10 protein-coding genes are annotated in these 13,788 nt (G+C 69.2%); 8 read left to right on the forward strand and 2 right to left on the reverse strand.

Annotated features, from left to right (window positions below):
- Positions 1-259: 259 nt before the first annotated feature.
- On the forward strand, positions 260-886 hold the full coding sequence (locus ACI79D_RS09770; RefSeq protein ID WP_456918178.1) for a hypothetical protein: 627 nt from the start codon (positions 260-262) through the stop codon (positions 884-886).
- Between the two features lie 76 nt (positions 887-962).
- On the opposite strand, the gene ACI79D_RS09775 is transcribed toward ACI79D_RS09770, so the two are convergent.
- Positions 963-1,523: a hypothetical protein gene (locus ACI79D_RS09775; RefSeq protein ID WP_456918179.1), complete on the reverse strand. Its 561-nt coding sequence runs from the start codon at positions 1,521-1,523 to the stop codon at positions 963-965.
- Between the two features lie 165 nt (positions 1,524-1,688).
- On the opposite strand from ACI79D_RS09775, the gene ACI79D_RS09780 reads away from it, so the two are divergent.
- The 7 genes from ACI79D_RS09780 (at position 1,689) to ACI79D_RS09810 (ending at position 10,948) form a co-directional block, all read left to right on the forward strand.
- Positions 1,689-1,916 (forward strand): hypothetical protein, encoded by a 228-nt coding sequence (locus ACI79D_RS09780; RefSeq protein WP_456918180.1) that lies wholly within the window; start codon positions 1,689-1,691, stop codon positions 1,914-1,916.
- Positions 1,917-2,189: 273 nt separating this feature from the next.
- The gene (locus ACI79D_RS09785) at positions 2,190-4,958 is read left to right on the forward strand and encodes an SNF2-related protein (protein ID WP_456918181.1); all 2,769 of its coding nucleotides are present in this window, start codon (positions 2,190-2,192) and stop codon (positions 4,956-4,958) included.
- Positions 4,959-5,248: 290 nt separating this feature from the next.
- Positions 5,249-6,514, forward strand: a complete 1,266-nt coding sequence (locus ACI79D_RS09790; protein ID WP_456918182.1) for a hypothetical protein — start codon at positions 5,249-5,251, stop codon at positions 6,512-6,514.
- Positions 6,515-6,665: 151 nt separating this feature from the next.
- Positions 6,666-6,890, forward strand: a complete 225-nt coding sequence (locus ACI79D_RS09795) for a hypothetical protein (RefSeq protein WP_456918183.1) — start codon at positions 6,666-6,668, stop codon at positions 6,888-6,890.
- Between the two features lie 118 nt (positions 6,891-7,008).
- Positions 7,009-8,079 carry a hypothetical protein gene (locus ACI79D_RS09800; RefSeq protein WP_456918184.1) on the forward strand — a complete coding sequence of 357 codons (1,071 nt, stop codon included), beginning with the start codon at positions 7,009-7,011 and terminating at the stop codon, positions 8,077-8,079.
- Positions 8,079-9,647, forward strand: coding sequence for a hypothetical protein (locus ACI79D_RS09805; protein ID WP_456918185.1), 1,569 nt, complete (start codon positions 8,079-8,081; stop codon positions 9,645-9,647). Before ACI79D_RS09800 ends, ACI79D_RS09805 begins: the two co-directional genes overlap by 1 nt.
- Complete coding sequence (locus tag ACI79D_RS09810) at positions 9,644-10,948, forward strand: AAA domain-containing protein (protein ID WP_456918186.1); 1,305 nt, start codon at positions 9,644-9,646, stop codon at positions 10,946-10,948. The genes ACI79D_RS09805 and ACI79D_RS09810 overlap by 4 nt, the downstream gene beginning before the upstream one ends.
- Here the strand turns inward: ACI79D_RS09810 and ACI79D_RS09815 are convergent.
- A complete protein-coding gene (locus ACI79D_RS09815) occupies positions 10,941-13,697 on the reverse strand; it encodes an ATP-dependent helicase (protein WP_456918187.1) in 2,757 nt (918 codons plus the stop codon). The genes ACI79D_RS09810 and ACI79D_RS09815 overlap by 8 nt on opposite strands.
- Positions 13,698-13,788: the final 91 nt, after the last annotated feature.

The raw sequence follows: 13,788 nt of genomic DNA on the forward strand, positions 1-13,788 counted from the left end.
TCTTTGATCTCGATCGGCGACTGCAACTGGATGTGCCCCCTGCACAGGGCTCACGCGCGTGCGCCGTCTTTCCCGGGGCTTCTGCGACGCACCGGGATTCAGCTTCACGGTGATCAACTTGCCCAGCCGCTCAACTGGACATCGACGACGAGGCGCACGTCCTGTTGCGTCGTGTGACTTTACCGTTACCGCGCGTGTGTACCGTTCCGCCGCCACCCCGCACGGGGAGTCGATGAACGAGCGCACAGGAGCACGTCCCATGAACCGCACACTGCGCACCCTGACCGCGGGTGCCGCGGTCGCCGTGGCCCTGGCCGGCTGCGGCGGCAAGGTGACCGAGGATGCCGAGGCCGGCCCGACTCTGCCCCCGAAGGGGATCGAGTCGACGTCCGCCGAGCCGACCCCGACCGGGCCGCAGACCAACGCCCGCGGCCACATCGAGAAGGCCATCGGCGAAGAGGGCGGCATCACCGACGAAGCGACGGATACTCCGGTCATCACCTTCGCCGTGGACGCGATCGCTCCGGCCCAGTGCACCGACGACTGGGAGCAGTACGGCTCGCCGGCGGAGAACGGCAACCTCATCGCCGTCTCGCTGCGCTTCGCCACCGCGCCGGAACTGGCCAACAGCGACATGGCCAGCTACTTCTCCGTCAGCTCCTACGACTTCGCCTTCATCGGACCCGACGGCATCACCGTGGACAACGTCGACACGATGGCCACCTACGGCTGCCTGCCTGACGGTCAGGAGTTCACCCAGAACTCGTTGGGTCCCGGCCAGCAGTACACCGGTCAGATCGTGCTCGACGTGCCTGCACCCAATGGCACGCTCGTCTACCGTCCGTCGGTGCTCGGCGGCTCGGGTGGCTGGGAGTGGACGTTCTGACCGCGAGGCCCGGCGAGGGCCCCGCAGCGACGGTCACCGGCTGAGAGCGCGGCCGCCCTCGTCCCCCAGCAGGTCATCAGGCTGGTGGACAGTAGACCGGACGATCCCCGCGGCTGACGGCGGCCGCCGGCAGCGGTGGGTCGTCCAGGAGCTCGCGCCGGCAAGCGGCCGCTGGGAGTCGTTGCTGGAGGACTCTCGGCTGTCGCTGTGCCCGCTGACCACAGGCGAGGCCGGTGAATGCCGGTTGTCCGCCATGGCAGGAATGCTCAGCCCGGACGCTGCACGGGCGCGCCGCGGACGGCGGATCGTCGGCGTCCCGGAACACCGTGCTGACCTCGACCGCCCGGTCGACGGGCTCGGTGCGGTCGAGCTCGACGAGCCAGCGGGGGTTCACGTGCCCGCGGTCGGCGGTCCCGCGGCGCACCCGCCGGCGCAGCTCGGCGTCGACGGTGAGGGTGGCGATCGCCAGCAGGGCGGCCGACGTCTCGACCCGGTCGACGCCGGCCGGGCTCCGGACGTGGTCCTCGAGCGTGGCGCCGGGGTCGTCGGCCCCGGCGGCCACGGACGGCAGCAGGCCGACGGCGCCGAGCAGGGGACCGGGAGTGGGGGAGGCGACGCCGTCGCGCAGGGCGTCCATCAGCGCCGTCTCCGGCGGCCGTCTTTGCATCGGACGGCGGGGCTTCGCTCGCTTCTTGCTCTACGGCATCGCCGACGGACGCTACTGCGGCCCGCCGGCCCGACGGGCCTCGGCGACTGGCGACGAGCGGTCCTCGTGTCCCCAGGCCGCCGTAGCCTCGGCCGCGTGCTGGAGGAGCTGAGACCGGCGCTCACCGACGCGGTCGTCCGCCGCTCGGTCGGTGACCAGGCCTGGCTTCGCGGAGCCGCGTACGCGCGCGAGGGCCGGGTCTCGGAGGTCTCCTTCTCCCGCGCGACCGGCCAGGTCGGGGGCGCGGTGGCCGGCAGCCAGGGGCGGGTCTACCGCACGGTGGCCGAGTACGACGGCGCCGAGCGCCGGTGGTGGGGGGAGTGAAGCTGCCCGGTCGGCCTCGACTGCAAGCACGTCGCCGCGCTGCTCGTTGCGGCCCGGCGGACCCTGACGCCGACCGCGGCGCCCCGCACGCCGGACTGGGAGCTCGCGCTGGCCGACCTGCAGCCCGCGCCGCCCGCCGGTTCGGGCGCGGGCACGCCGATCGCGCTGCAGTTCGACGTCGAGAAGGGGAACCGGCGCACCGGCGCGGCTGAGGTGTCGGTGCGGCTGCGCCCGGTCGTGCCCGGCCGGAACGGCCGCTGGATCCGCACGGGCGTGTCGTGGCGGACCCTGCCCTACGACTGGGCGGGGCAGCGCAACCCGGCGCACGTCGACGCGCTGCAGGGGCTGCACCGGGCGCACCGGGCGGCCGACGAGGGTTCCGGCTCCGGCTGGTCCTACGGCTCCGCCGACGTGCCGGTGCGGCTCGAGGAGTTCGGCCCGGAGCTCTGGCCCGCGCTCCAGCGCGCCGTCGACGCGGGCGTGCCCCTCCTGACCACCCGCGGCGGCGCCGTCTCGGTGGTCCCCGAGCCGGGCGCGCTCGCCGTGGACGTGCGCCGCGACGGCGAGGCCGGCCTGCGGGTCGAACCGGTCGTCGACCTGGGCGCCGACGTCAGCGTCCCGGCGCCGGCGGGGATGCTGCTCGGCAGCCCGCCGCACGGCGTCGCGCTCCTCCCCGGCACCGACGGGCTGCCGGAGGAGCTCGTCCCGCCCGACGGCCTGGCCCTCGTCCCGGTGCAGCGGGTGCCGCGGCAGGTGGAGCGGCTGGTCACCGGCGGTCCCGTGCGGGTGCCCGCGGCCGACCGCGCCCGCTTCCTCACCTCCTTCTACCCGGCGCTGCGCCGTGCCCTGCCAGTGCGCTCGTCCGACGGCTCGGTGGACCTGCCCGAGGTGCTGCCGCCGCAGCTGTGCCTGTCCGTCGAGCACGCGCCCGGCCACCGGGCCCGGCTCACCTGGTCGGTGCTCTACCGCACGGGCGACGAATTCCGGCGGGTGCCCCTGGCTCCGGGCGGCCCGGACGCCGGCCGCGACGGCGCCGCGGAGGACCGGCTGCTGCGCGCCCTGCCCGCGCCCCCGGACCGGCTGCTGCGGATCTGGCACGTCGGTGCGCACCCGCGGCCGGTGCCGGTCGCCGAGCTGTCGGGGGTGGATGCCGCCGTCCTGACCACCGAGTTCCTGCCCCGGCTGGCCGACGCCGGCGTGCTCGTCGAGATGACCGGGCAGCCGCCGGACTACCGGCGGGCCGAGGCGGCCCCGGTCGTGTCCGTGTCGGCCACCGACGGCGGGAGCACGGACGGCGACTGGTTCGACCTCGGCGTCACGGTCACCGTGGACGGCGAGGACATCCCGTTCGCCCCGCTGTTCGCGGCGCTGGCGGCGGGGGAGGAGTTCCTGCTGCTGCCCAGCGGCACCCTGTTCGACGTCCGCCGCCCGGAGCTGGACCGGCTGCGGACGCTGATCGACGAGGCGAAGGCGCTGCAGGAGGCCGACGGTCCGGGGCTGCGGATCAGCCGGTACCAGGCCGGGCTGTGGGACGAGCTGGTCGAGCTCGGGGTCGTTGCCGAGCAGAGCGAGCGGTGGGCGCGCGACGTCCGGACGCTGCTCGACGTCGACGACGCGGCGCTCCCCGCGGCGCCCGCGGGGCTGGCCGCGCAACTGCGCCCGTACCAGCTGCAGGGCTACCAGTGGCTGTCGGTGCTCTGGGACGCCGGGCTCGGTGGTGTGCTCGCCGACGACATGGGCCTGGGCAAGACCCTGCAGACCCTGGCGCTGGTGTGCCGGGCGCGGGAGGCCGGGGAGCTGACCGCGCCGGTGCTGGTCGTGGCACCCACCAGCGTGGTGTCGAACTGGGCGCGGGAGGCGGCCCGGTTCGCGCCCGGCCTCGTCGTCCGGACCGTCGAGGCCACCGGCCGCAAGCGCGGCACGCCCCTGGCCGAGGCGGTCGAGGGCGCCGACCTGGTCGTCACCTCGTACACGCTGCTGCGGCTGGGCGAGGACGAGTACCGCGCGCTGCCGTGGAGCGGGCTGGTGCTCGACGAGGCGCAGTTCGTGAAGAACCACCAGGCCAAGACCTACGCCGCCGCGCGACGGCTGCCCGCGCGGTTCAAGCTGGCGATCACCGGCACCCCGGTGGAGAACAACCTGATGGACCTGTGGTCCATGCTCTCGATCGTCGCGCCCGGGCTGTTCCCCAGCCCGAAGCGGTTCACCGAGCACTACCGGACGCCGATCGAGCGGGGCGGCGACGCCGAGGTGCTGGCCGCGCTGCGCCGGCGGATCCGGCCGCTGATGCGCCGCCGCACCAAGGAGCAGGTGGCCGCCGAGCTGCCGCCCAAGCAGGAGCAGGTGCTCGAGGTGGCTCTGACCCCGAGGCACCGCAAGGTCTACGACACCCACCTGCAGCGGGAGCGCCGCAAGGTGCTCGGCCTGGTCGACGACCTTCAGTCCAACCGGTTCACCATGTTCCGGTCGCTCACGCACCTGCGGCAGCTCGCGCTCGACCCGGCGCTGGTGGACGACACCTACGCGGGCATCGGGTCGAGCAAGGCCGAGGCGTTTCTCGAGCACCTGCAGGAGGTGGTCGCCGAGGGGCACCGCGCGCTGGTCTTCAGCTCGTTCACCGGCTTCCTGGGCACCGTGCGCGGGCGGCTGGACGCCGCGGGGCTGACCTACGCCTACCTCGACGGGCAGACGCGGGACCGGCAGGGGATGATCGACTCGTTTCGTGCCGGCCAGGCTCCGGTGTTCCTGATCAGCCTCAAGGCCGGCGGGTTCGGACTGAACCTGACCGAGGCCGACTACGTGTTCGTGCTCGACCCGTGGTGGAACCCGGCGGCGGAGGCGCAGGCGGTCGACCGCACCCACCGGATCGGCCAGGACAAGACGGTGATGGTCTACCGGCTGGTCGCCGCGGACACCATCGAACAGAAGGTGCTGGCGCTGCAGGAGCGCAAGCGCGACCTGTTCGCCCGGGTGCTGGACGACGACGGCGGCGCGCTGTCCGGGGCGCTGACCGCTGAGGACATCCGCGGCCTGTTCGCCTGACGCCGACGCCGGCGCGGCCGGCGAGGTGGACCCGGCGCGCTCGAGCGTGGGTGTCGACGCCATCTCCCCGTGCGGGTCGACACAGCAGCGACGCTCGGGACCCGTGAGGCACGTGCGCCCGGTCCGGAGGACTGCCCCGCGAAGGTTGCGCCACAGGGGCGTTCCGCTCGGTCAGGATGCATCGCAACGCGCGCAAGCCGCCAGTGAGTGCCTGGCCGGCGCCTGTGAAGAGCCCGACTCGTCTGCCTCCTCGCAGGGCGTTCCCCCTACCCGCGTTCGAGGAGCCCACGGTGGATGCCGACGTTCAGCTGATCAGTGACGGCGATGGCCTGGCGGTCATCGGGAATCCGACTGCCGTCGACCTCTTCCTCGCCGCCGAGCGACTGGCGTCGAAGGATCTCGGACTGCCTCGGCTCGGAGCCGTGTTCAAGGTCGGCGCCCAGGTCGCCCAGGCGTACCCCGAGATCGCGGACATGGCGGGTCGTTGGGTGGAGCTGACAAAGGAGTCCAAGCACCTGCTCGACAAGCACGGGCTGAAGAAGAGCTCGGCGTCCGGTGTCAGCACCGCCGTGGTGAAGGCCGGCAAGGGCAACGGGCAGGTCGGCGGACTCGTCGGTTTTGCGAAGGACTCCGTGTCGCAGCTGTCCACGAACCCGGCTGTTCTCTCCGGTGCGGCGGGGCTCATGGCGCAGCTCGCGATGCAGCAGACCATGGACGAGATCACCGACTATCTCGCCACGATCGACGCCAAGCTCGACGACGTTCTCCGCGCCCAGGAGGACGCCGTCCTGGCGGACATGATCGGTGTCGGCTTCGACGTCGACGAGGCCATGACCCTGCGCGAGCACGGGGGCCGGGTCAACGAGGTCACGTGGTCGAAGGTGCAGGGGTCGTCGGCGACCATCGCGCGCACCCAGGCGTACGCGCTGCGTCAGCTCGACGCGCTCGCCGAGAAGCTGGAGCGCACCACCAAGGTCGGTGACCTCGCCGAGACGGCGAAGAAGGCCGAGGCCAAGACTCAGGACTGGCTCGCCGTCCTGGCCCGGTGCTTCCAGCTGCAGGACGCGATCGCCGTGCTCGAACTCGACCGGGTGCTGGAGGTGGCCCCCGACGATCTCGACGGACATCGCCTGGGGCTCAAGGCCGTCCGGCAGAAGCGTCTCGAGACCATCACGAAGTCCACCCAGGAATTGCTGACCCGCATGGATGCGGCAGCGGGCACGGCCAACGCCAAGGTGCTGCTGAACCCCCTCCAGTCGCCGGCCATCGTGCGGGCGAGGGAGCAGGTCGTGCTCGCCGTCACCGACTTCCACGGTCGGCTCGGGATCGACACGGATCGGCAGTCGGTGGAGGCGCGGGCCTGGACGTCGGCCGCCACGGAGTTCCGGGACAAAGTGCTGGAGACCGGAGCGGAGGGCGTCGACGCGTCCTGGCGCCTCGGGAACGAGACCTTCGGCCGGGCCAAGTCGGTCACGGGCAAGCTTGGCAGCGGGATCGCCGGGCGCACGCTCCGCCGGCGCGGGAACGACGAAGAGCCCGCGCTGGACGCTGAGTAAGCAACGTCGCCCGTCCGAGTGACGCTCCTGCTACGGCGGCCCGAGGTCGCCGATTCGTGTCGGAGGCGTCCGCTATCCCTGGGGTCGGCAGGGGCGGACAGCAGGCTGCCGGACGACGGCGATCGAAGGCACGGCGATCGGAGGCACGGCGATGCAGCGATTCGACGGGCGGCGGGTGCTCAGTCCGACCGACCTCACGCACCACCAGGAGTGCGCCCACCTGACCCGGCTTGACCTCGGCGTCGCGGCGGGGGAGTGGGCGGCGCCGAATGAGGTCGTGTCGGCGGAGATGCAGCTCGTCGTCGACCGCGGCCTCGAGCACGAGCGGAAGTACCTGGACTCGCTAAGGGCTGAAGGCTGCGAGCAAGACTGTTGACCGGATCAAGACCGCCTTCGACGCCGAAGGACGACGTCGCGCGGAGCCGCCTAACTCGGCGGAGCTTCGTTATGTCGACCTCCCGTCGATCGGGCCAACGGCACGGAAAGATGGAGGCATGGCCGAGGTAGACGAGGTGCGTCAGGAGGCGCGCCGCAATACGCGAGGGCGATTCGAGCAGTGGGCCAAAAACCCTACTTGCGACGCCAACACGCTGTCGGCGGTCCATAACATTCGCCTGGACAACGCGGCGAAGGCCGCAGGTCTCAATGTCAGTTTCGGTCAATCGCCGTTCGCCATCGCTCGGGGCAACCGGTTCGAGACAGGCCTCTTCTTCGGCAACGCGGAGAAGCTGCGCGCCGCGCTGGAGCGCAAGGGATGCCTGCCCGAGGGCTCGACAGGATTCCTCGACCTACGGCTCATGCTCAACAGCGGCACCCGGGTCACCTCGGTCGACCAGGCCCTCCGGGAGACCGATGAGTGGCTCCGGAGGATCGCTGCCGATCCGGCGGCTGCCGAGTCGATCGTCGCAGCACCGATGATCAAGATCCCTAAAGGTGTGATCCTTCCGGAGGCCCTGCTCATCATCGACGCGGTCACCGTGACCACCACCGTCGACGGGCGTGCGCGCGTCACCGTTGGCGAAGTCAAGGCGTTCCCAGACCGCGGTGGGCACACCGACCCCCGGCAGCTCGCCTCGGCCCGAGCCCAGGCCGGCGTCTACGAGCACGCCTTGCGTCTCGCCGTTGACGCACACGGGCTCGCCGACGCCATCGACATTGCGACTCACGGGTTTCTCGTCTTCACATGGCCCGGCTCCAACTCACCCTCGATTCGCGCCAACGAAGATCTGACTTACCAGGCCATCCGCGCTGAGAGGGGCTTCGACCGATTGGAACAAGTCGCTCTCGGTGTCGTCCGTGACGACGACTTCTCCGCCGACAACCCGACCATGATCCAGCGCGTGCTTGCCGCGCCCACCGACTACGCCGAAGCGTGCTTGTCCTTCTGCGATCTCGCTCCGCGGTGTCACGCCCGGGCGCTCGCCGAAGAGGCCCCCATCGTCCTCGGCGACGAGGTCGCCCGATTTCTCGGTGAGACCACCATCTCGCGCGCGCTCGAACTCTTGGCAGGCGTGGAGCCAGCGAACGACCGTGAGGCCGACCTCCAGAGGCAGTTGGTCGGCTGATGGCATCCGTACGTGCAATCGCGCGCAAACTGGAGGCGTGGCAGGCCGGACGCCCACTGCCGCGTTACGACACGATCCACCACGCGATCATGCCGCCCGATCAGGCGATGATCGTTGCGTTCGTGCGCATGGCGGGCGAATCCCGCCCCTGGGGCATCGCCTGGGGCACGGTCGGCTCGGAGCCACACATCAAATCCGTGCCGGACGGACGTGTCCGCGACGACGTCGCTGTCCTGTGTGTGACGTTCGCCGAGGACCTGCTGGAGCATCTTCGCGTCCACAACTGGACGTTCGACCCAGTTCCACAGAAACCGGAGTTGGGTGACCTGCGTCAGGTGTGGCTGCCGAACGGCCAGCACATCGCGATGCTCCACCAACTGAGCTACACCTACTCCCAGACCAAGTTCGGCGGGGCCAACCAGGACATCCTGCGTGCGCTCGGTCGGGTGTCGGGCTGGATGTTCCGCGACACCTCACGTGTCGGCAACCAGCACGTCGTCAGCGCAAGCCAACTCCTCAACGAGTCCTATGTCTTCCCGGCCCAGGGCGCCCGCACCGCGCACCTCGGCTTTGAACTTGCATGGCTGACGCCCAAGGGCGACCGCGACGCCCGACTTGCTGCCGCAGCTGAGGCTGAGAGATTCACGATCTCCCCGACGATGGACCCCTCGCTTGAGCGCGATGACCTCAGCGATCTCGTGGGCAAGTGGCAGGAGGAGCGGCGCGACGGAAACGACGTGAGTGAGCACGCCGACGCGATTGCGTCCATCCTCCACGAGGAGCTGCTCCGCCGTTGGGAGCTGACGGAGCAGGCGTACGAGCTGATGGCGAACAACGACCGCCCGGTCAACGGAGGAATCGGTGAACTGGTAACCCAGGCCCACTCGGAGTTCTGGTTCCAGCACCAGCGCATCGAACTGCGTCTCAACGACCCGAGCCAGGGGCCGGCGTTCGTTGCTCACCCGGAGACCGATTTCCACGGCTCCGCCGCTGCCTCTCGGTATCTGATCCACGCTGCCGCTGACGAGGCATACATCGGCTACCTCATTCACGATGACCCGGCGCTGTTCCGCGAGGCGTTGGAGGACGGCCGCGCGTTCGAGTCTCGTGTGGTTCGGGTGTACGACGTCGGCGTCGGGCGCTCGACCGTCCCGCGTTGGGTGGTCCGGCTTGACCCGTCGCTGCCGCACCGGCTGCGCGAGAACGCCCGAGTTGCGCCCTACGGCTCACGGGGACACGAGGCCACCATCGTCGAGATCGATACAACAGACAGCGACCTGTTCGTCACGGTGGAGTGGACCGGGCGGAAGACCAAGCCACTTCTCGGACCGATCATGGCCAAGCCCGTCGATGACGCCTGGGTCGGTGTCGATGTCGCCTTTGTCCAGTCCGACGCCGCTAGTCTCACGCAGCGCCGCAGTCAGCGCGTCTGGTCGGCTGTGAACGGCCCGGGTGCATGGCTGACCCACGGCAAGGCATCGGCACCCATCGAGATCAGTGGTGACGACGGTGCCACCGACCTCGTCTTTGACGACATCGCACAGATCGCCGGGGAAGTGACGGTGTGAGCCTCGACGCCATCGACGCGGAGTACGCCGCGCTCCGCAAGGACCTCGCCACCTACTTCGCCGACAGCGGGAAACTCGCTGTCGTCAAGGCACCGCCCGGTTCAGGCAAGACCCACACGCTCATAGAAGTCCTTTCCTCGCTCGTAGCCAACGGGATGCAGATCGCCGTGGCCGCACAGACCAACAGCCAGGCCGACGACATCTGCCGGCGGTGGGCGAGGGATCACCCGGACGTGCGAGTGGCACGGTTCTCCAGCCGCGGTCTCGCTGCCCCCTCTGACTTCCCGCTCAGCGTCCAGTGGGTGGCGGACAAGAAGGAACTGCCCCACGGGGCAGGCATCACTGTTGCCACGACGGCCAAGTGGTCACTCACGGACCTCGCAGCGCCGTACGACCTCCTCGCCATCGATGAAGCGTGGCAGATGAGTTGGGCCGACCTCATGCAGTGTGCGGGGGTCAGCGAGAAGTTCCTCATGATCGGTGACCCCGGGCAGATTCCGCCCGTCGTCCCGATCGACGCACGCCGTTGGGAGACGTCGCCGCGCGCCCCACACGAGGCCGCGCCGGAGGTCGTTCTCGCCGAACCGACCTTGGCCTCAGTGCGGTTCGTCGGCTCGCTGCCTGCGTGCCGGCGGCTCCCGAACGAGTCCGTCGATTTCGTGAAGCCGTTCTATGACTTTGACTTCGAGGCATACCTCCCCGTCGGGGCGCGCGGGCTCGAGGTCTCCAACGGTTGGGGAGACGCGCTTGGCTCCGGCCGACCGCTCGCACTCACCATCCCCACGCCTGAGCACGGTCCGCCGATCGAGGTGGACCACGAGGTCGCGGATGCAACTGCAAAGGTCGTGAGCGAACTCCTCGGCGGCGAAACCACGATCCGATTCGGGGATGAGAAGCGGCCCCTCACACCTGCCGATATCGGCGTCACCAGCAGCCACCGCGTCATGAACTCCGCTCTCTCTGCCGTGCTCGCCTCGTGGGCGAACCAGATTCGAGTTGACACACCTGAGCGGTGGCAGGGGCTGGAGCGCCCAGTGATGATCGCCCTCCACCCACTGTCAGGCGTCGCGGAACCGTCAGCGTTCGACCTGGAGACCGGCCGACTCTGCGTGATGGCATCCCGCCATCAGGTCGGGTTCATCATGCTGACGCGCAACCATGTCGGAGAAACCCTTCGCAACTACGTCCCGAGCGCCGAGCAAGCGCCGGGCCGTCCCGACACTGTGGGGCGGGGCCACGACGCCCACCTGAAGTTCTGGACCCAGTTGGAGAACGTCGGCAGCGTCGTTTCGCTCACTTGAGCTTCGCGGCCCCGCAAACGGTCTTCACGTCACACGCCAGGCACTTCGACCTCTCCGGCTTCGGGGTGAAGTCGCGCTTCTTCAGCAGAGCCGCGGCCTCGACAACCGTCTCCTCGGCCTTCATCACCGACTCGTCGGTGATGTCGACCGTGTGGCGGGTCGTTGTGCTCATGTCGTGGATAAACGCGGCTCCAACGGTGAGGCCTTCGCGGCGGCCGGCGTCGGCGTACACCTGCAGCTGGAGGGGGTGGATCTCTCCTCCGGTGGACGTCTTGTAGTCGACGATGGCGAGGTTGCTGATCACGCCGTCGTGCTCGTCGTAGATGACGTCGGCGCGTCCGCTTACGACGACGCCGTCGAGATAGAGCTCGAAGGGTCGCTCAGTGGCCCAGGTCCGCTTGATGTCGTTCTGGTTCTCGTTGACGTACTTGAAGATCAGACGTCGGGCCTTCTCCCGCATCTCCTTGTGCGCCGCCTTGTTTGCGAACGGCAGGAAGAAGTCGGAGGTGAGAAGGTCGTTGATCTGCCGTGGCGACGGCAGCTTCCCCGTTGTGCGGGCGTGCTCGGCGATCACCCGCATGATGTGGTGCACCGCGTTGCCATACCCGATCTCGGACTTGGCCGGCGGCATGAAGCCCAGGTCGTTACGCAGCAGGTAGGACTGCGGGCAGGCGAGGTATGCCTCTAGCTCGGAGTAGGTCACCGCGAGGTCAGGCGTTTCGATTCCACGAGGCTCTGCGTCCGTCGGTAAGCCTGCACTCGTCGCGAGCGCCTGGGCCTCCAAGATGTACGGCGACGCCTTCGCCGCGTTCTTCGTCACCTTCGAGTGCGAGGACAGTGAGACCCAATCACGCGCTCGGGTGAGAGCCACGTAGAAGAGTCGCCGCTCCTCGGCGTCCGAGCCTTCGTAGCGTGCCGCATCGAAGAGATGCCGAGGGAGGAGCCAGTCCCTGCTACGACCGGAGCGGCTTGATGGGAACCGGCCGTCGGTTAGTGACGGCAGAAACACCACGGGCCACTCCAGGCCTTTGGCGCCGTGGACTGTTAAGAGGGCGACGCCGGCACCGAGGAGGTCCTCCTCGCCGTCGAACCCGTCGTAGTTTCCGGTCGCGTAGTTGACGAGCAGCAGTGCGAAGTTGCGGTAGAACCATTCGTTGCCGACGGCACCGCCGACCTGCTCCGATGGATTGTCCGGGTCGCGTCGCGAGCGTCGCGTCACGGATTCGTAGTCGGCGAGCACATTGGTGAACCGGGCCACCGTGCCCAGTCGGTTGCGTTGCACGGCGTCGCTAAGGTCCCACTCGGAGATCCGCAGCAGAGCCGTGAGGTCGTAGAACTCACCGACAAGGCTGGGGTCGAAGTCCGGCGGGTCCTGGATGGTCTTCGACTTCCATTTGATCAGGTGGCCTTGGACCTTCTGGATGTCATCGTCGGCGAGGTCGAACGCCGTTCGGTAGTCGGCCAGCAGGTCAGGGAGCGTAGTCGTCGTGCGCTGGATGAAGCGGCCGGGCGCCCAGTCGATGTCCGACAGCCAGGCGAAGGTGGCGCCGAAGACGGCTGCCTCGGGCTGCTCGAACAGGCCGGTGCGACCGCCCGGCTGGACAGGGATTTTGGAGATGTCGAGGGCGTCGAGGATCCTTGGGTAGGCGTTCCGTCCACGCACGAGGATGGCGATGTCCTGATAGCGGACGCCCTGCGCATGGAGTGACTCTATGTCGAGTGCGATCGCATCGGCTTCGTCCTGCTCGGTGTCGTGGCCGATGGCGATGGAGACCGCCGGCCCCGACTCGGCACGAAAGAACCCCATCTCCTTCGCCAACCGCGCTGGGATCGACCGCGCGAACCCGTTGGCGAGTTGCACGATGCCGGGTCGCGAGCGGCGGTTGACCAGCAGGTTGAACTGCGTGACGCCGGGATAGCGGTCCTTGAAGGACACGATGTTGTCGACGCTGGAGCCGCGCCACTGGTAGATGGCCTGGTCGTCGTCGCCAACCACCACGACGTCGGCGGTGCCGTGTGGCTTCGACAGCAGCCTGATGAGCTGCTCCTGCGCGGGGTTGACGTCCTGATACTCATCTACGATCAGGTGCTTCAGGCTGGCCGTGACGGCTGTGCGGATCGCGGCATCCTCCAGCGCGCGTACCGCCTCGACGATCTGTGTGCCGAAGGACATGAAGCGGTAGCCGTCGAGCATCGCGTAGTACAGCTCGGCGGACTCGCGGAACGGGATGTCCGGCAGGTCCTCGACGCGCATCAGCTCGTTCTCGACGATGTCGATGCTCTCCTGGAACGCGGTGATGCTCCGGAACAGCTTCTCGTCGGCGTCGAGCCGACGAAGCTTCAGCCGGTTGGCCTCGCGGTAGAGCAGGTTGGTGAGCTGGTTCGGGTCGAGGGGGGTGTAAGTCTCGTACTTGGCGACGTAGGTCTGGAGCAGCCGGAAGCAGTAGCCGTGGATGGTGCCGACGTAGAGCCGTCCGAGCTGATCGGTGGCGGCGTCGCCCATCTTCGCGATTGCCCGCTGACGGATGCGCTCCTTCAGCTCGGCCGCGGCCTTCTCGGTGAACGTGAACGCCACGATCGATTCGGCGGCCTCACCGTCCGCCAGGAGGGACGCCACCCGCTGGGAGACAACCTCGGTCTTGCCCGACCCAGCAGCGGCGATGATCTGGACATGCCCACCCCGATGGGCGACCGCAGCCGCCGCCTCGCCTTTGAGGACGGGGATCCTGTCGGAGGCATGTGCTGACATGCTGCCCAGGCTATGGGAGAGACGCGCCCTGGAACCTCCAAGAGGCTGGGCGCGTCCCCGATTACCTTCTGAGCACTATGAGTGGATTGGA

The organism is Geodermatophilus sp. SYSU D00708 (assembly GCF_054050115.1).

Coding starts and splice junctions, on each gene's coding strand:
- ACI79D_RS09775 (WP_456918179.1), bottom strand. CDS start 1,523: ATGGACGCCCTGCGCGACGGCGTCGCCTCCCCCACTCCCGGTCCCCTG.
- ACI79D_RS09805 (WP_456918185.1), top strand. CDS start 8,079: ATGGCATCCGTACGTGCAATCGCGCGCAAACTGGAGGCGTGGCAGGCC.
- ACI79D_RS09800 (WP_456918184.1), top strand. CDS start 7,009: ATGGCCGAGGTAGACGAGGTGCGTCAGGAGGCGCGCCGCAATACGCGA.
- ACI79D_RS09770 (WP_456918178.1), top strand. CDS start 260: ATGAACCGCACACTGCGCACCCTGACCGCGGGTGCCGCGGTCGCCGTG.
- ACI79D_RS09815 (WP_456918187.1), bottom strand. CDS start 13,697: ATGTCAGCACATGCCTCCGACAGGATCCCCGTCCTCAAAGGCGAGGCG.
- ACI79D_RS09795 (WP_456918183.1), top strand. CDS start 6,666: ATGCAGCGATTCGACGGGCGGCGGGTGCTCAGTCCGACCGACCTCACG.